The organism is Pseudoalteromonas neustonica, assembly GCF_001653135.1.
GTDB lineage: Bacteria > Pseudomonadota > Gammaproteobacteria > Enterobacterales > Alteromonadaceae > Pseudoalteromonas > Pseudoalteromonas neustonica.
This window is the reverse complement of record NZ_BDDS01000002.1, coordinates 426,725-444,577: the sequence shown is the minus strand read 5'-3', so window position 1 is coordinate 444,577 and position 17,853 is coordinate 426,725. Positions and strand designations below refer to the sequence as shown.

Below are 17,853 nucleotides of genomic sequence, written 5' to 3'. Positions count from 1 at the left end.
CTACACCGCAGTGCGATGCAGCCAATTAATTTAGTAATGAATAACAGTTCGAATGCTTTTACCTTCATGCATTAAATCAAACGCTTCATTTATGTCTTCAAGGCCCATGGTATGAGTGATAAAGTCATTTAGCGCAAACTCACCGGCCATGTAACGTTCAACAATGTCGGGCAGTTGTGAACGACCTTTTACGCCACCAAATGCGCTACCACGCCATACGCGGCCAGTGACTAGTTGGAATGGGCGAGTTGAAATTTCTTGACCTGCACCAGCAACACCAATGATCACCGACTCCCCCCAGCCTTTATGGCAGCACTCAAGGGCTGAGCGCATAACATCAACGTTACCAATGCACTCAAATGAGTAATCAACACCGCCGTCGGTCATTTCAACAATTACGTCTTGAATTGGTTTGTCATAATCTTTTGGATTGATTAAATCTGTAGCACCTAACTTGGTGGCAAGATCAAATTTACTGGTGTTGATGTCGACACCGATGATACGAGAAGCACCAGCCATTTTTGCACCAATAATGGCAGATAGACCAATCCCACCTAAACCAAATATCGCAACCGTGTCGCCAGCTTGTACTTTTGCAGTATTTGTAACTGCGCCCATGCCCGTTGTTACACCACAACCGAGTAAGCATATTTCTTCAAGCGATGCTGCTTTATTCACTTTAGCCAAAGAGATTTCAGGAAGTACGGTGTATTCAGAAAACGTAGAGCAACCCATATAATGATAGATTGGCTGACCGTCTTTATAAAAACGTGTGGTGCCATCAGGCATTAAGCCTTTACCTTGGGTTTCACGCACAGCTGAACATAAATTTGTTTTACCTGACGTGCACATTTTACACTCACCACATTCAGCAGTGTATAAAGGAATAACATGATCGCCTACCGATACACTTGTAACTCCTTCGCCAATTGCATAAACCACACCAGCGCCTTCATGGCCTAGAATAGCTGGGAAAATCCCTTCAGGATCAGCACCAGACAAAGTAAATGCATCAGTATGGCATACACCTGTTGCGGTAATTTTTACCATTACTTCGCCTTTTTTAGGCATCATTACATCCACTTCTTCAACTGACAGTGGTTGATTCGGGCCCCAAGCGATAGCTGCTTTAGATTTTATAAATTCAGACATAGTGACTCTCTTATATACAGTGCTTAAAAACAATAACGCTATTTTATTTGTTTCTCAAACAATGTTAATCTTCATTTTAATAAAACACTTTTACAGTATGGTAATAATGAGTCGTTGGTTAGGTATAGATGAGTTTATCGCAGTGGGTGAAGAGGGAAGTTTTACTCGTGCTAGCGTAGTATTAGGGGTTTCCGTTGCACATATTAGTCGACAAGTAACGCAATTAGAGCAACGCTTAAATACGCAATTGTTAACGCGTACGACGCGCAAAGTGGTACTGACCAAAGAAGGCGAAGCATTTTTACATCAAACTAAGCATTTACAACACGCAATGGACGATGCAACAGCGCTATTGGCAGAGCAACAAAGTACGCCAAAAGGTAAAATTAAACTCACAGCGCCTGTAATGTATGGCGAAACATTTGTAATGCCGGCGGTGCATACGTTTATGCAGCAGTATCCAGATTTAGAAGTGGTGATGTCACTGAGTAATGAGCAAGAAAATTTACTTGAAGGTGGGTTTGATTTAGCTATTCGCCTTGGTCATTTAAAAGACTCTAGTTTAAAAGCACGGCGCTTAAGTGCGCGTCATTTTGTGATCTGTTGTTCAAAAGCGTATTTAGAACGCTTCGGAGAGCCTCATACATTAGCGGAATTACAACAACATCAATGCTTAGTGGGTAATAGCAGTTATTGGCGAGTATGTGAACAAGGGCGTGATAAGCATATTAAAATAGCAGGGCGGTTACAGTGTAATAGTGGCTGGGCATTGGCGGACGCAGCAAAAAAAGGCCTTGGTATTGTTCAATTACCTAATTATTACATTGAAAAGGATTTAGCTGAGGGGAATTTAGTGCCTATCCTAACGAATAACCAACCAAAGCCTGAAGGTGTATGGGGCGTATACCCTCCACGGCAGTTTGTTGCGACTAATGTGAAAGCGCTGCTCGATCATTTAGTAGCAGCGCTTAGCTTAGTTTAGTTTATAACAGTAGAGATATCCTGCTCAACACTTTGCATACTCACAAGTGCCTTATTGAGGGCTTCGCTTCGACTGATACAAAAAGCATTTGTAGGCAGCTTATCTTTTATTTGTAGTCGTTTTAGTTGTTCACTGGTATCACGATTTGGTGAGTAAATGAAAACGTCACAATTGGCATCTAACGCATCTTGAATTGCATTTTCAATGGCTAAAGACACGGTAACATCAAGCATCTGTACATCAGACAAATCAAGCACCATGGCTTCATATTCACTAATGTGACGATGTTGGCGTGCAATTGCTTTTGATACGCTAAATATCATCGGGCCTGATAAGTAGAAAAACAGCAGTTTTCCTTGAGCTCGTTCTAGAAGTTCACGCTCTTCAACGGCAAGAGGTACATCATCGTCATCGGCGTCACTAATCGCTTTTACATGTTTGGCTTGTTCTCGGCTAAGTCGTTCGATCACTATAATATTTGAAATAAATACGCCAAGACCTACCGCCACAATTAAATCGACAAATACGGTGAGCAGCATCACACCATACATAATAGCCATTTGTAAAATACTCAGTTTGTGGGCGCGTTGAATGAAGCTCCAATCAAGAATATTAAAGCCGACATACACTGCAATACCAGCAAGTACGGCCATAGGGATCGGTTCGGTTAAACTGCCAGCCACAAACACGACAGCCATTAAGATCACAGCCCGAAGGATCCCAGCCAGAGGGGATCGCGCGCCAACTTGCACATTGACTACGGTGCCCATTGTTGCACCTGCACCAGGAAGTGCGCCAAAAAAACCAGCAACCATATTAGCAATACCTTGGCCACGCAGCTCTTTGTCTGAGTCATGTTCGGTACGGGTTAAACTATCGCCAATGACGGCGGTTAATAGGGTATCGATACAACCAAGAGTACCTAATACAAGCGCATCAATAACCATTTCAGTAAAAAGATCGGCGGTAAAAGTTGGAAATACAATACTGGGTAAGCCACTTGGAATGACACCAATACGGCGAATGTCGTCGGTAGAGAAGACTAAGATAGAGACTATAGTTACCACAACAAGGGCAACAAGTTGGGCAGGCACATACTGTCGAAATTTTTGCGGTAGGTAAAATAAAATACCGAGTGTACATAACCCTAAAAATAATTCGGAGAAATGCAAATCCATAACTAAATCAGGCAGTGCGCCCAAAGTACCCAGTACGCCGCCACCTGGGGAGGAGTGACCAAGTAATGGCGCTAACTGTAAGATAATAAGTATTACCCCAATACCAGACATAAAACCTGAAATAACGCTATAGGGCATCAGCGTAATATATTTGCCAAGCTTTAAAGTGCCGAGCATTATTTGAAAAGCGCCTGCCATCATCACAACGGTAAAGCCCATCGCGAGGCCTTGCTCAGGATAACTGGCGAGCATAGTGGTTAAAACGGCGGTCATTATTACGGTCATTGGACCGGTCGGTTCAGATATTAATGAAGTAGAACCACCAAAAAGGGCGGCAAATAAACCAACGAGGATTGCGCCCCACATACCAGCTTCAGCACCAGCACCCGAGGCAACACCAAAGGCCAGCGCTAGAGGCAATGAAATAATCGCAGTAGTCACACCACCAAATAAATCACCTTTTAAATTTACGTGTTTAAATCGCTTTAAAGACAAAACGGGGTTCCTCATCTTGTAATTTGGCGTATTTTAACTTAAAAACGCATTATCAAGTATCAGATTTTTAATTATTTTTTACACTTTTGACGATACCCAAATAAATACAGTTTATGCTAGTATGACGGCATAATTGGCATTAGATGCGATCATAAATAATTATGTTTCAACCTGTTAGCCTGTTTATCGGGCTGAGATATAGTCGTTCCTCTAAGGGGAATGCTTTTATCTCTTTTATTTCATTTTTCTCAATTGCTGGTATTGCAATTGGTTTAATGGCGCTTTTTACCGTCAGCTCAGTGATGAATGGCTTTGAAGATAACCTAAAGAGCAATATGTTGGGATTGATCCCTCATGTAGAAATCTCATCAAGTGGGCACACTCAAACTAATATGATCCAGCTACAAAAAGACGTTGTTGTGTCTGATTTTGTTAAGCAGGCGAGCTTGTATCGTCATGGCGAAGCTATTTTACAAACAAACCGTGATTTGCACGGTGTGCTGTTACAAGGCTTGTACGATGAAAATGCATCGCTTTATAAAATCAGCGATAAAGTCATTCAGGGTAATTGGCAAGTCGTAATGGCGACGCGTTATAATATTGCTCTTAGCCGTTATTTAACGCGCAAACTAGGCATTGGCTTAGGTGATAAAGTACGTGTAATTATGCCAAATGCATCAACCTACACGCCATTAGGGCGTGTGCCAAGCCAACGTTTATTTACCGTTGCAGCGATTTATGAAACTGGTTCTGAAATCGATATGGGCCTTGCATTTACAAGTGGAGAATCATTGCAACGGGTATTAAAACTCCCTGACAGCAGCGCGCCTAACTTAAGCATATCGCTAAACGACCCCTTTGAATTGGATGCATTTATTGCATCGTCAAATGCGCTTTTAAGTCAATATAAGGTGACAGACTGGCGACAATCGCAGGGCACCTTATTTGCGGCCGTCGCTATGGAAAAGCGCGTTATGTCGATGCTATTGGCGCTAATAGTATTAGTGGCTGTATTTAATATTGTTTCGGCTTTAACTATGATGGTCAGTGAAAAACAAAGTGAAGTTGCAATATTACAGACTTTAGGACTGACGCCTTCTCAAGTACAGCAAGTCTTTATGATCCAAGGCCTTTACAATGGTTTAATTGGCACAGGGATTGGCGCTGCATTCGGGTTACTATTAAGTGCATATATTAATGAAGCATTAGCTTTAATAGGTTTGAATTTATTAACAGGCATTGCTTTACCCGTAAAATTTGACGTAATGAATTTATCCCTCATTGCCATTGGTAGTATTACCATGAGCTTTTTAGCCACTTTATACCCGGCGCGTAAAGCTGCCAATGTTAGTCCTGCAGAGGTATTGCGATATGAATGATTTAGTTATTCAATGTGAGAAGTTAAGTAAAATATATCAAGATGGTGCGAGTGAAGTTGCAGTATTGAAAGGAGTGGATTTATCTCTTCAGCAGGGTGAAATGCTCGCTATTGTCGGCAGCTCAGGGTCTGGAAAAAGTACGCTTTTGCATATACTGGGTACTTTAGATGCGCAAACTAGTGGAGTGGCTAAAATTAAAGGTCAACAAGTCGCTAAACTTTCACGTGCTGAACAGGCTAAGTTTCGTAATGAGCATTTAGGTTTTATCTATCAATTTCATCATTTATTGATGGAGTTTAATGCCGTTGAAAATGTAGCGATGCCATTATTGATTAAAGGCCTTAGCGCGAAAAAGGCAAATTTAAAGGCATTGGCTATGTTAGATAAAGTCGGTTTATCGCATCGTAGTAGCCATAAACCGTCGATGTTGTCTGGCGGCGAACGTCAACGTGTAGCCATTGCTCGCGCGCTTGTAACAGAGCCTGCATTAGTATTAGCAGATGAACCAACGGGCAACTTGGACAAACAAAATGCGATTAAAATTTACGATTTGATCAAAGAACTTAATAGCAGTTTGAATACCAGTTTTGTAGTAGTAACACACGATTTAGAATTGGCTGATAAATTGGGTAAAATTGCTTATCTTGATGATGGAAAATTAGCAATCAAAGAGGCAAGTCATGTTGCTTAGTGCTTATTTGAGCAAGCGTTTTAGAGCAAGCTCAGGCGGTAAAGACGAAAAGAACGGGTTTGTTAGTTTTATTGCTAAAGCATCAACAGTCGGTATTTTACTTGGTGTTGCAGTTTTAATTATTGCGCTTTCAGTGATCAACGGATTTGAACAACAATTAGTGCATCGTCTTTTGAGTGTTGTTCCGCAAGTTGAATATGTTGCACCGAATCGTCCTATCGATAATTGGCCTGATAAAGTACAAAAGCTTACTCAGCAGCGAGATGTGGTAGGGGCCGCGCCTTTTATTAGCGTTAACGGTATGGCGCAGTACAAAAGTGAACTAAAAGCGGTTGAAGTGCGTGGCATAGATCCTACATTAGAGAGTAAAGTGTCGGCGGTTAATCAATACACGAAAGGTAAATTAGTTAGCCAGTTAGGTTTTGATGAGGTTATTTTAGGTCAACAAATCGTTAAACAGCTCGGTGTAACGCAGGGGGAGTTAATAACGTTATTGATCCCGCAAGTTAACAAAACGAGTAACGACATTTTAGCACCGAAAAGAGTTACTTTGACGCTGGCTGGGATAATTGAAATGGGCGGCCCAATCGATAGCTCTGCTGCATTTATTCACCTTGAAAAAGCACAAAGGGTATTAGGTTATGACTTACAGCAAGTCACTGGGTTGCGTTTAGCTGTAGCGGATGTCTATTATGCACATCAAATTGCGTTGCGAGTTGGCCAAACAATAGATGATTATGTGTATATTTCTAGCTGGTTTAGAACGCAGGGTAGTTTATATCAAGATATACAAATGGTTAGAACCATCGTTTATATTGTGGTGTTTTTAATTATCGCTGTCGCGAGTTTTAATATTGTCTCATCGTTAGTCATGGAAGTGCGAGAAAAACAAGCTAATATTGCTATATTAAAGACCATGGGTGCGAAAGACAGTACGATACTAGCGACCTTTATCCTTCAAGGTTTAAGCCAAGCGTTTATTGGGGTTATTTTAGGCTCTTTTATTGGTGTGATTGTCGCGTTAAATATTAGCGAGTTGTTTACTTTACTTAGTCAATTTGCTGGCAGTAACCCATTAGAAGGGGTCTATTTTATTGAATTTTTACCCAGTAAGTTAGTATGGCAAGATATTGTTGTAACGGTTATTGTTACATTTGTACTTGCGGTGTTAGCAACGATCTATCCTGCTTGGCAAGCTACCCGTGTAGACCCTGCGAAGGTACTAGGAAACTAGATCGAATACTTTAAATGGCCACATACTTTTATAAAATAATAATCAATAGTGGGATAAAGCTATCTCTGTTAGACTGTGTGGCTATTTAATAAACCAGCAAAAAATTGCTTGGTTACCAATACCTTTACTCTTGGAATTTACTTTGACTAATAATGATATCTTACGCCGCATTCGCTATACCTTTGATTTATCTGATACTAAAATGATTGAGATTTTTGCCGCGGCAGATTGTCAAGTAACGAAGGAACAAGTTGTTGCGTGGTTATGTAAAGAAGGGGATGAAGGCTATATTGAGATTACTGATACTGAGTTTGCGACTTACTTAAATGGCCTTATTAATACTAAACGTGGTAAACGTGAAGGTGAGCAGCCAGTGCCTGAGAATAAGCTCAATAACAATATGATCTTAATGAAATTACGCATAGCGTTAAACATGAAAGCTGAAGACGTTATTGATGCACTCGCCGTTACTGATTTTATTCTAAGCAAGCATGAGCTAAGTGCTTTTTCTCGTAAAGCAGATAACAAACACTTCCGTGTGTGTAACGATCAAATATTACGTAACTTCTTAACAGGCGTGCAGCAAAAAATCCGCCCAGAATCTACTGGTAACTAATCAGTATTTTTAACAAGTAACCTGAATCTAGGTTACTTGTATACTCAAATTACCTTAATATGCAGGAGCGGTTTTGTAACACGATGTTGGCTTAATGTAATTTAACCTGAATCTCACGCCGTTTTTTACATTAATTTTTGTGATAAATCGTAGCTTTTGCTCTGCCTATAAATCATAAAAGCTAATAATGCTTTTTACCTGTAAATATTCGTATATTTCTTTTAGCTCGTCTAGACTTACAACTTCATTCATCGTTAACCCATCATATGCAACTAAAGACCCGTTTGATCACCGTATTATTAATCAGCTCGCTATTGCCGCTATTAGTGGTTTTTGTTTTAGTGAGCATACAAGGCACTGAGCAAGCAGAACGTTTAAGTATCGTTGCAGCCCAAGCAAAAGTAAGTAACGCCGCAGGGATATTTGATCGATATTTTATCGAAAGAAAAGCTGAAATATCAATGTTAGCAAAAGATTCACGAATAAAGTCTATGCAATTTGTCAACATGCGCGATTATTTGATCAGTGAAAAAAAACAAGGTAGTGGCTCCTATGAAAAATTCATTGTAGGTGAAATTGATGGCAGTTTTTACAACACTGAAGGGGGAAATAGTTTTCAAAACCTAAAACGTACTTTTGATGATTCAATCGCGAACTCCAAACCCCGTTCAATTAAAAAAAGAGACTACTGGTTGACGACCGTTGGTGAAAATACAGCTAATGATCCTGTTATTTTTGTATCAGAACCCATGATCTCCTATACAACGGGAGTAAGACAAATTGTAATAAGCTCATCAATTTTAAATGACGAGAAACAAGTTGTTGGCTTGATCGGTGGCAGTATTGGTTGGAACGAAATCGAGCGTTTGATACAAGCAGTTCAAACACAGGTTATGAATTCTTTTGATGATGGCGTACGTTTTATGCTTGTATCAAATAGCGGTATTTATATGTACCACTGGGAAGCTGATAAAATAATTCAACTTTTGAAAAAAAATGAGCGCTGGGTCTTAAATAATATTGGTGAAAAGGTCAGTGTTAAGTTAAGGGTTACACAAGAGCCAAACGAAGAGATGAACCATATTGGGGTTCGTATGGTGGCTGGACATTCAGGGTTTGCAGAAATATTTAATAGTAAAACTGAAGAAAAAGAGCATATTTTCTTTTCGCCAATATCTTCGGCAGGTTATAGCATTGCTGTAGTGATCCCAAATAAACTTATATTTTCCAGAATAAAAGAGTTACAAAAAACTCTCTGGATAATTTTTTCTATTGTTTTGGTGGCAGCCTTATTTATAGCCATTCGCTTATCTGTTCGTCTGTATGCGCCAATTCATAACTTAACTCAGGCTTCACATGCTTTATCTTTAGGTGACTATAGCGTGAAGATCGCCTCATCAGGTAAAGATGAACTCGGTGAACTATCACGTGTTTTTATTAGCATGCGTGATGAGCTTTCAATGAGAGAAGGACAACTTGAAAAACGCGTAGAAGAACGTACAAAAGCATTTGAAATTGCAACGGGAAAAGCCAGTGATGCGTTAACAGCCAAAAGTCGCTTTTTAGCCAATATGAGTCATGAAATCAGAACGCCTCTCAATGGTGTTTTAGGTACTTTGCAGTTATTACAAACAGCTCCTGGACTGAAAGAAGATGAGGTGCTGTTAGTAAATACAGGGGTAACTTCAGCAACACATTTATTGTCGCTAATTAATGACATACTGGATATTTCTAAATTAGAGCAAGGAAAATTAAAAGCCGATAATTCAGTGTTTACATTACAACAGTTACAAGATGAAGTTTTCGCAATAGTTCAGCCCTTAGCTATAAAAAAGTCAATTATTATACAATGGCATAGCGATAACCACACACTTAGTGTTTACTCAGATAAAACACGCTTGAAACAGATATTGGTAAATTTAATCGGTAATAGTATTAAATTCTCACAATTAGGAAATGTGAATGTGACGATTAATACACAAAAAGAAGGTGCTGATTTAACATTGCAGTGTGTAGTGAAAGATAGTGGGATCGGGATTAAAGACGATCAACTCGCTGATATTTTTGAGCCATTTAGTCAAGCTGATAATAGTACAACACGTGTTTATGGTGGTTCAGGGTTAGGTTTAAGTTTATGTAAAGAGCTTGTAGAAATGCTTGGCGGTAAAATTACGATTCATTCAGAATTTGGTAAGGGAACTGAGGTCATTTTTAGTATTTTAACCGTTGAAAAAAATGAAAACAAAATTGAGAACACAGATCCAATGCTGGATTTTTCAAATGTGTCAGCCACAGTACTCGTTGTAGAAGATAATATGGTCAATCAATTGGTGATTAAAGCAATGCTTCTAAAGTTAAATCTAGATGTAGTAATAGCAAATGATGGCTTAATCGCTTTAGATATTCTACAGCAGCAAGATTTTGATATTGTTTTGATGGATATGCATATGCCTAATCTTGATGGAGTAAGTGCAACAAAAATTATCCGTGAAAATAAAAAATGGAAAAATCTTCCTATCATTGCGATAACGGCGAATGTAATGCAAGAAGATGTCAACGCATGTTTTCAAGCTGGAATGGATGATTACTTAAGTAAACCAATTGAGTTTAATTTACTCGCTTCATTATTATCACGCTGGTTGAAAACTTAGTTTTTAGTTCAGTTCCCGCCAGTCATTACATTGGTTTGATCACTATAGAAGCTTCTGAACCTTATTTCTCGTAACGAAGGTAAAGAGTGCGATTCACAAGCATAGCGATTAGGTCGATAAAATTTCACGAGACTCACTCAAACAAGATATTGATTGTATCAAAATAGGAACTCAGCTATGGTCTGTGTATAACCGAATTAATCTAAATGAGTTATCCATAAATTTATTCAGCATGGATGAGTAAATGTTTAAAGTCAGTTAAGAGACTAATACTTGTAGATACTTAACTTTCAAAAACAATGCGTAAAGGACAATAAATGATTAAGTATATTTTAATAATAGCAGCTGCATTTGGTGCTTATAAATTTTTCTTCTCTTCTGAAGGGCTAATTAAATCAAATATGAGTGAGATCCACTCAAGTGAGTATAAGTTTAAGATTACATTTCCTGACAAGCCAAGAGAAAAATCTGAAATCATTGATCTCCCTAATTACGGAAAATTCAAAACAGTGAGTTATTTTGTGCGTAAGCCTGAACTTGTTTGCGGTATTGTAATATCTGATTACTTAGATGCAGATGAAGTGACAGGGGATATTTATGACCAAATAGATGTTGCCAAAAGAAATCTGCTCAACAGATATGGCAGTAGCATCAATAGTGAAGAGTTTATCTCTGTTGGGGGGGTAAGTGGCTATCAATTCGATGTGACGACAAAAGATAGTAAGTTGTTGAGAATGCAAATTTTTAAGTATATGAGTAATTCATACAACCTTAGTTGTCAGTACGAAAACTCGGATGATCATAAGGGGCAAATGAATGAGTTTATGGACTCATTTGAACTAATTTAATTTATCTTACTGACATAAATTATTTAAAAATATAGCCGCTTAACAGAGTAAAGTATAAATATACTAACAATGATTTTTGGTGTTTTTCAGCTTAATTATCATACATTACTTAATGCAGCGATTACGAAGGTCGCTTTGCTGTTTTAGCGGTAGGTTTCATCGGGAATGGTATATTTATACCCAAGCTACCTCAATATGAAGAATATTATTTTTCTTTAACCCTTTAACTCTTTTACGAGAACTTTGCTACAACAGTACGTGATTTTTTACTATATTTTCAGCGCTATTTACTTCATTAGCGGCATATTCAACATTAAGAGAATGATATGCTTGAGCACCTTTACGGAACAAATGTTCAAGAAGCAAATTAGTAAAAAACTGAGGACAGAGAGATAAAGTACTTTGATAAACCAAAGACCGTCCATAATTATGCGTTTAATTGCTTCATCTAGGGAAATTTCTTATTTCTCATTTTTTGGAGGGGTTATAAACTTAAATAGAAATTTATGAATTTGCTCTGTGCAATGTCTGGTAAATGATATTTCTTATCGATTGCTCGTAACATTAAAAAAGCGCGTTTAAAACGCGCTTTTTAATTACTAAACTAAATTAGCTAGCGTCAACTACTTTGACAGGCACAGATTTTTCAGCACTGAATTTAGTGATCATTGCTTCTTCAACCGGTGTGAACGATGTTAGGTCAATGCCTTCAACCGCAGACTTATATTCTTCGATTGTAGGGAAACGGCCTAATACGCTTGCAAGTACTACAAGTGGTGTAGAACCAAGCAGTGATTCACCTTTTTTATTTGATGTATCAGCTACAACACGACCTTGAAACAGACGTGTTGATGTGGCGATTACAGTGTCACCAGGTTCAGCTTTTTCTTGGTTACCCATGCATAAGTTACAGCCTGGGCGTTCTAAGTATAAGATATTTTCATACTTAGTACGTGCCGCAGTTTTTGGTTTCGCATCGTCAAATTCAAAACCAGCGTACTTAGCCAAGATTGCCCAATCGCCTTCAGCTTTTAGCTCATCAACGATGTTGTATGTTGGTGGTGCAACAACTAATGGTGCATTAAAGACGATTGAACCGTTTTTCTTTTCAAGGTTGCGTAACATGTGAGCGATGATTTTCATATCGCCTTTATGAACCATACACGAACCAACAAACGCCAAATCAACTGGCTTGTCAGTGTAGTATGAAACAGGGCGAATAACGTCATGAGTATAACGCTTAGATACATCGTCGTTGTTTACGTCTGGATCGGCAATCATTGGCTCAACGATTTCATTAAGATCAACCACTACTTCAGCGTAGTATTTAGCTACATCATCAGGTGCAAGCGCAGGGTTTGTGCCGCTGTTGATCTCTTCGATACGTGTGTTAGCTAAGTCGATAAGACCTTGAAGTGTCTGTGCTTTATTATCCATACCTTTGTTGATCATGATTTGGATACGGCTCTTAGCCAACTCAATAGACTTGATCAACGTTTCGTCGTTAGAAATACAGATTGATGCTTTCGCTTTCATTTCTGCAGTCCAATCCGTGAAAGTAAACGCTTGGTCAGCCATTAGAGTACCAATGTGTACTTCAATAACACGGCCTTGGAATACGTTTTCACCGCCAAATTGCTTAAGCATTTGCGCTTGAGTTGCGTGAACAACGTCACGGAAATCCATGTGCTTAGCCATGCTGCCTTTAAAGGTTACTTTAACAGACTCTGGAATTGGCATTGCCGCTTCACCCGTTGCAAGTGCTAATGCCACAGTACCTGAGTCAGCACCAAACGCTACGCCTTTAGACATACGGGTATGTGAGTCACCACCAATGATAATAGCGCGGTCATCAATTGTGATGTCGTTTAATACTTTGTGGATTACGTCAGTCATTGCATGATAAACGCCTTGCGGATCACGTGCTGTGATCAGGCCAAATTTATTCATGAACGCCATTAATTTAGGGATATTTGCTTGCGCTTTGCTATCCCATACTGATGCTGTATGACAACCTGATTGATATGCGCCGTCGAGAATAGGAGAAATAACAGAGGCTGCCATTGCTTCTAGTTCTTGCGCCGTCATTGGGCCAGTTGTATCTTGTGAACCAACAATGTTTACATTAACACGTACATCAGAACCCGCGTGTAGCGGTGAGTCAGACAATACGCCTACGGCATTACGGTTGAAGATTTTTTCAACGGCTGTTAAGCCTTGACCTTCATGCGATATTTCTTTAGCAGGTGCATATACAAGCGGTATATCAATACCTAAAGTTTCTGCTGCAAATGTTTGTAGTTTTTTACCAAATACCACGGCATAAGAGCCGCCAGCTTTCATAAATTCAATTTTTTGAGCACTGAATGCAGAAGACACATCAGCAAGCTCTTTATCGCCGTTGTATAATTTCTTCTCTTTGGTATTAATCGTTAAAACTGTACCAGTAGCAACAGAATACGCTTCTTCAAGAACTGCGTCGCCGTTAGCATCTGTTACTGTGTTACCGTTAGCATCTACCTTCTTAACCCAGTTTTTAAGGTCAAGACCGATACCACCAGTTACATCAACGGTTGTTAGGAAGATTGGTGAAATACCGTTAGTTCCCGCAACCACTGGTGCAATGTTGATGAACGGAACGTATGGACTTGCTTGTTTACCTGCCCAAAGTGCGACGTTATTAACGCCAGACATACGTGATGAACCCACGCCCATGGTGCCTTTTTCAGCAATTAGCATTACTTTTGCATTTGGGTGTTTTTTCTGTAACTCACCGATTTCTTGCTGTGCTTCTGGTGTGATCATGCATTTGCCGTGTAATTCACGGTCGGCACGTGAGTGCGCTTGATTACCAGGAGATAATAAATCAGTTGAAATATCACCTTCACCAGCGATGTAGGTTACAACATCGATTTTTTCTGCAATTTCTGGCAGCTTAGTGAAAAATTCAGCTTGTGCGTAGCTTTCTAATAACTCTTTAGCAACAGGGTGGCCTGCTTTATATGCTGCTTCTAAGCGAGCAGTATCTGCATCGTATAAGAACACTTGTGTTTTAAGTACGTCAGTCGCTTGTGCTGCAATTTCTGCGTTATCAGCAAATGCTAGATCAAGTAGCATTTCAATTGAAGGGCCGCCTTTCATATGTGAAAGAAGCTCAAAAGCATATTCAGTAGTGATTTCTGTTACAGCTTCGTCACCAAGAATAATTTCTTTTAAAAACTGTGCTTTAACGCCCGCAGCACTCGTTGTTCCTGGTAATGTATTATAGATAAAGAAATGCAGAGAATCTTCACGATGCTCGTTGTTCGTATCTTTTATTTGAGTGATGATTTCAGATAGTAGCTCTGCACTATCAATTGGTTTTGGGTTTAATCCAAGTTCCGTTTTACGGGTTTGGATTTCTTCCATATATTTTGTATACAAACTCATAGAAAACTCTCGGTATTTTACTTGATATGAAGTTAAGCATTTTAACTGATTTACAGTGACTAGTAATGCCCAAATGAAAAAAGCTTTGTGCCCAACTATAATTATAGCTGGTTTTACGTTGACGGTATCTATACACAAGGTAGGATTTTATCGTACTTGCACCATAATTTGTATATATGAAATGAATATTCACTATTAATCTTGTGAATGTATGATGGTTGTAGCGCATACTCATCTAACTGTAAAAATTAAACAATGGAGGATTTTTGTTGTTCAATGTCTTCTGAACAGTTGATGCATAATGTACGTATGTGTTTAAACATCTAAATAATGATTATTTCAGCTAAAATAGGATAAAAGCTGTGATTTACGAGTTCGGAAGTTTCAGGTTAGTGCAATCATATATGAGATAAGAAGTTCTATTATGTCTCCTGATTAAATTTATATCGCTCTCGGCTTTTTTCATCAGCGATCCAGACTGTAATATCATTGAGTTTAATCAACCAGTAAGTGTTCAGATGTCGCTTTGTGTCATTTTATTTTATCAACGAAGTATCTCAAAGTATTGGCTCAGATCACTTTCTCAGCGTTCACTATCAATGGTATGCTCTTTTCTTTTAAATAAGAGATTTGCTATGGATGCTATTGAACTTTTATTAACCCGCCAATCAGATCCTCGATTGATTGCCCCAGGCCCTAATGATGATCAACTTAGTATTATTAAACAGGCGGCGCTGCGAGTGCCAGATCATGGCTGTATTGCACCATGGCAATTTATTGTTGTTGAGGGGGAAGGGCGTGAACGTTTGGGTGAGATCTATCATCAAAGTGCTATTGCAGAGCAACAAGATGAAAAAGTGATTAATCGTGCGAAAGAATTACCGCTGCGTGCCCCGATGATTATTATCGCTATTGCAAAATACCAAGCTCACCCAAAAGTTCCACGCGTAGAGCAAGTTCAAAGTGCTGGGTGTGCGGTGTTAGCTATGCAACAAGCAGCTTTCGCTCAAGGTTTAGGTGGTGTGTGGCGCACGGGTTATTTTGCACAGAGTGATGCAGTTAAAGGTGCTTTAAGCTTAACTCGTGAAGATGAAATTGTCGGGTATCTTTATTTAGGGACACCAGCAGTTGATTGTAAAAAATCTGTCCGTCATAGCCCTGAACACTTTTTTACAAATTTATAATCATTTTCACAAATGAATGAACTTTTCTCTAAAAATCTGGTCACATCATATTAAGTTTAAACGTGTTACTCTGCTTTAGCTGTAAGAAGTGCATGGATGCATTAATTGAACTATTTCTTCTGCAGTATGTTTTTTAATCTGTTGTTTTTTGTTAGTGTATGGATAGTCTTATAAAAATAACGATAAAGAAGACGAGAATGATGGGAAATTTATTTCTACGTGAAAAAGAGAAATGGTTAACGTGGTCCTTATGGGGCTTGGTTGGCGCAGCGCTGACTCTTTATATCGCAATGAGTACAAAAACACCGTATTTAGTGGCCTTTTCAGCGATGAGTATTCTTGTTTTACTGACTTGGTGGATGCAACGCAGTAAACGATTTGATTTTGGTCGAGCATTTAAAGTGTGTTTGTACGTAGTGATGTTAAGTGTATTACCGGCATTTATTTTGGTGATTATGCCAAGCGGTGACCTAAACAGATTTGATTTGATATTCCAAGTTATTAGCTTTGTTAGCTTAAGTTTATTAGCGTGTTCATTATGCTCACTAATTGCTCGTCGACCTAAGCAATATTATTGAACTGTCTTAAAATGAGTTAAAAAACCTATAATATCAATTATTTTAGGTTTTTTACATTTTAGGGGTTTACAAAGAGAGTCATTCCCACTATTATCCGCGCCGTACGGAGAGATGGCAGAGTGGTCGAATGCACCGGTCTTGAAAACCGGCATGGGTTTATAGCCCATCTAGGGTTCAAATCCCTATCTCTCCACCATATTTAAAAAGCCGCCTTATGGGCGGCTTTTTGCTATCTGGAGTTTATGATGTCTCAACAAAACCAATTAAACACGGTGCAACGGGTGGTCAAACATGTCCTGTTATGGACTGTATTTGCTTATTGCTATCACAGTGCCATCAACTTGCTCGTCAAAATGGCTATTGATGCCCAACCTGATGCTGTTTTACTTACGTCGTTTGTTTATTGTTTAGGTTTCAATATTCTCAGTGGACATTTGATCACAAAATATGACAAACATTGGCCTGTGATTGGTGCATTTTTTATTGGGGTCGTTGGTGTTGTTGTAGTACCTGCGGTATTAGTTGGTACGCATGCATTATTGAGTAGACCATTGCTTGCTGGTATTTTAATCAGCCTGCCTGCATTTACTTTTGCAATGGGCCTAATTAAGCAAAAACTCAATAAAAACTAAGCTTAAAGAAGCCCAAAAGGGCTTTTTTTTATGATAGCATAGACGCGTCTTTTAACTGATACCAGCGCATGATAGGTTGGTATAAACAAAACGTGAAACACATTATGTCAGATAATTTTACTACAGATGCTGAAAAAGCAAGTTACGGTATTGGCTTACAAATGGGTGAGCAACTTAAAGCTAATCCATTCGAAGGTTTAAACTTAAATTCAGTATTTGAAGGCATGAAAGATGCGTATGCTGGTAGCGACTTCCAAGTCGAGATCCCTGAGATCCAAGCTGCATTCGAAAAAATCAATACAGAAATTCAAGCACGTCGTGAAGAAGAGTCAAAAGTACTCTCTGCTGAAGGCATTTCATTTTTAGAAGAAAATGCAAAACGTTCTGAAATCACAGTAACTGAGTCTGGTTTACAGTATGAAGTATTAACTGCTGGTGAAGGCGCTAAGCCAACGGCAGAATCAACTGTACGTACTCATTACCATGGTACATTAATCAACGGTACTGTTTTTGATAGCTCTTATGAGCGTGGTCAACCTGCTGAGTTCCCTGTAGGTGGCGTGATCAAAGGTTGGACTGAAGCATTACAAATGATGGGCACTGGCTCAAAATGGCGTTTATATGTTCCTCATGAGCTTGCTTATGGTGAACGTGGTGCTGGCGCTGCAATTGCTCCTTTCTCAACGCTTATTTTTGATGTTGAGTTAATCGAAATTCTTTAATTAGACATTTTGATATTAAAAAGCCGCGCTAATATTTATTAGCGCGGCTTTTTGTTGTTACAAAGTAATATTATACTAATCT

At 39.0% G+C, this 17,853-nt stretch carries 14 protein-coding genes and 1 tRNA gene; 12 read left to right on the top strand and 3 right to left on the bottom strand.

From position 1 onward, the window contains the following. Positions 1–30: 30 nt before the first annotated feature. Positions 31–1,152 carry an S-(hydroxymethyl)glutathione dehydrogenase/class III alcohol dehydrogenase gene (locus A7967_RS05275; RefSeq protein WP_054203606.1) on the bottom strand — a complete coding sequence of 374 codons (1,122 nt, stop codon included), beginning with the start codon at positions 1,150–1,152 and terminating at the stop codon, positions 31–33. A gap of 106 nt (positions 1,153–1,258) precedes the next feature. On the opposite strand from A7967_RS05275, the gene A7967_RS05270 reads away from it, so the two are divergent. Further along, complete coding sequence (locus A7967_RS05270) at positions 1,259–2,134, top strand: LysR family transcriptional regulator (protein ID WP_170173584.1); 876 nt, start codon at positions 1,259–1,261, stop codon at positions 2,132–2,134. Here the strand turns inward: A7967_RS05270 and A7967_RS05265 are convergent. Then, a complete protein-coding gene (locus tag A7967_RS05265; protein ID WP_054203607.1) occupies positions 2,131–3,822 on the bottom strand; it encodes a SulP family inorganic anion transporter in 1,692 nt (563 codons plus the stop codon). The two genes, A7967_RS05270 and A7967_RS05265, sit on opposite strands and share 4 nt — an antisense overlap. Positions 3,823–3,968: 146 nt before the next feature. Here A7967_RS05265 and A7967_RS05260 point away from each other — a divergent pair, with 146 nt between their 5' ends. The 6 genes from A7967_RS05260 (at position 3,969) to A7967_RS05235 (ending at position 11,226) form a co-directional block, all read left to right on the top strand. After that, positions 3,969–5,186, top strand: a complete 1,218-nt coding sequence (locus tag A7967_RS05260; protein WP_054203608.1) for a lipoprotein-releasing ABC transporter permease subunit — start codon at positions 3,969–3,971, stop codon at positions 5,184–5,186. Next, positions 5,179–5,877: a lipoprotein-releasing ABC transporter ATP-binding protein LolD gene (gene lolD, locus A7967_RS05255; RefSeq protein WP_054203609.1), complete on the top strand. Its 699-nt coding sequence runs from the start codon at positions 5,179–5,181 to the stop codon at positions 5,875–5,877. The genes A7967_RS05260 and lolD overlap by 8 nt, the downstream gene beginning before the upstream one ends. Then, positions 5,867–7,111, top strand: a complete 1,245-nt coding sequence (locus A7967_RS05250) for a lipoprotein-releasing ABC transporter permease subunit (protein ID WP_054203610.1) — start codon at positions 5,867–5,869, stop codon at positions 7,109–7,111. Before lolD ends, A7967_RS05250 begins: the two co-directional genes overlap by 11 nt. Positions 7,112–7,253: 142 nt before the next feature. Beyond that, positions 7,254–7,727, top strand: a complete 474-nt coding sequence (locus A7967_RS05245) for a YehS family protein (RefSeq protein ID WP_054203611.1) — start codon at positions 7,254–7,256, stop codon at positions 7,725–7,727. Positions 7,728–8,188: 461 nt separating this feature from the next. Beyond that, positions 8,189–10,378, top strand: coding sequence for an ATP-binding protein (locus A7967_RS05240; protein ID WP_161803875.1), 2,190 nt, complete (start codon positions 8,189–8,191; stop codon positions 10,376–10,378). Positions 10,379–10,695: 317 nt separating this feature from the next. Next, positions 10,696–11,226 (top strand): hypothetical protein, encoded by a 531-nt coding sequence (locus A7967_RS05235; protein ID WP_054203613.1) that lies wholly within the window; start codon positions 10,696–10,698, stop codon positions 11,224–11,226. Between the two features lie 609 nt (positions 11,227–11,835). Here the strand turns inward: A7967_RS05235 and A7967_RS05230 are convergent. Beyond that, positions 11,836–14,655: a bifunctional aconitate hydratase 2/2-methylisocitrate dehydratase gene (locus A7967_RS05230; RefSeq protein WP_082355620.1), complete on the bottom strand. Its 2,820-nt coding sequence runs from the start codon at positions 14,653–14,655 to the stop codon at positions 11,836–11,838. Between the two features lie 635 nt (positions 14,656–15,290). Between A7967_RS05230 and A7967_RS05225 the strand changes: the two genes are divergently transcribed. From A7967_RS05225 to bamJ, 5 genes are all read left to right on the top strand, one after another. Beyond that, positions 15,291–15,839 carry an NAD(P)H nitroreductase gene (locus A7967_RS05225; RefSeq protein WP_054203615.1) on the top strand — a complete coding sequence of 183 codons (549 nt, stop codon included), beginning with the start codon at positions 15,291–15,293 and terminating at the stop codon, positions 15,837–15,839. Between the two features lie 200 nt (positions 15,840–16,039). Then, a complete protein-coding gene (locus A7967_RS05220) occupies positions 16,040–16,417 on the top strand; it encodes a hypothetical protein (RefSeq protein ID WP_054203683.1) in 378 nt (125 codons plus the stop codon). 105 nt (positions 16,418–16,522) lie between these two features. Further along, a tRNA-Ser gene (locus A7967_RS05215) sits at positions 16,523–16,613 on the top strand. Positions 16,614–16,662: 49 nt separating this feature from the next. Next, a complete protein-coding gene (locus A7967_RS05210; protein ID WP_054203616.1) occupies positions 16,663–17,049 on the top strand; it encodes a hypothetical protein in 387 nt (128 codons plus the stop codon). A 104-nt stretch (positions 17,050–17,153) separates the two neighbouring features. After that, complete coding sequence (gene bamJ / locus A7967_RS05205) at positions 17,154–17,771, top strand: BamJ family beta-barrel-assembly machinery protein (protein WP_054203617.1); 618 nt, start codon at positions 17,154–17,156, stop codon at positions 17,769–17,771. Positions 17,772–17,853: the final 82 nt, after the last annotated feature.

Excerpts from the sequence above, each read along its gene's own strand:
- A7967_RS05210 (WP_054203616.1), top strand. The coding sequence starts at position 16,663 with ATGTCTCAACAAAACCAATTAAACACGGTGCAACGGGTGGTCAAACAT.
- A7967_RS05230 (WP_082355620.1), bottom strand. The coding sequence starts at position 14,655 with ATGAGTTTGTATACAAAATATATGGAAGAAATCCAAACCCGTAAAACG.
- lolD (WP_054203609.1), top strand. The coding sequence starts at position 5,179 with ATGAATGATTTAGTTATTCAATGTGAGAAGTTAAGTAAAATATATCAA.
- A7967_RS05240 (WP_161803875.1), top strand. The coding sequence starts at position 8,189 with ATGTTAGCAAAAGATTCACGAATAAAGTCTATGCAATTTGTCAACATG.
- bamJ (WP_054203617.1), top strand. The coding sequence starts at position 17,154 with ATGTCAGATAATTTTACTACAGATGCTGAAAAAGCAAGTTACGGTATT.
- A7967_RS05265 (WP_054203607.1), bottom strand. The coding sequence starts at position 3,822 with ATGAGGAACCCCGTTTTGTCTTTAAAGCGATTTAAACACGTAAATTTA.
- A7967_RS05270 (WP_170173584.1), top strand. The coding sequence starts at position 1,259 with ATGAGTCGTTGGTTAGGTATAGATGAGTTTATCGCAGTGGGTGAAGAG.
- A7967_RS05220 (WP_054203683.1), top strand. The coding sequence starts at position 16,040 with ATGGGAAATTTATTTCTACGTGAAAAAGAGAAATGGTTAACGTGGTCC.
- A7967_RS05225 (WP_054203615.1), top strand. The coding sequence starts at position 15,291 with ATGGATGCTATTGAACTTTTATTAACCCGCCAATCAGATCCTCGATTG.
- A7967_RS05260 (WP_054203608.1), top strand. The coding sequence starts at position 3,969 with ATGTTTCAACCTGTTAGCCTGTTTATCGGGCTGAGATATAGTCGTTCC.
- A7967_RS05235 (WP_054203613.1), top strand. The coding sequence starts at position 10,696 with ATGATTAAGTATATTTTAATAATAGCAGCTGCATTTGGTGCTTATAAA.
- A7967_RS05275 (WP_054203606.1), bottom strand. The coding sequence starts at position 1,152 with ATGTCTGAATTTATAAAATCTAAAGCAGCTATCGCTTGGGGCCCGAAT.
- A7967_RS05250 (WP_054203610.1), top strand. The coding sequence starts at position 5,867 with ATGTTGCTTAGTGCTTATTTGAGCAAGCGTTTTAGAGCAAGCTCAGGC.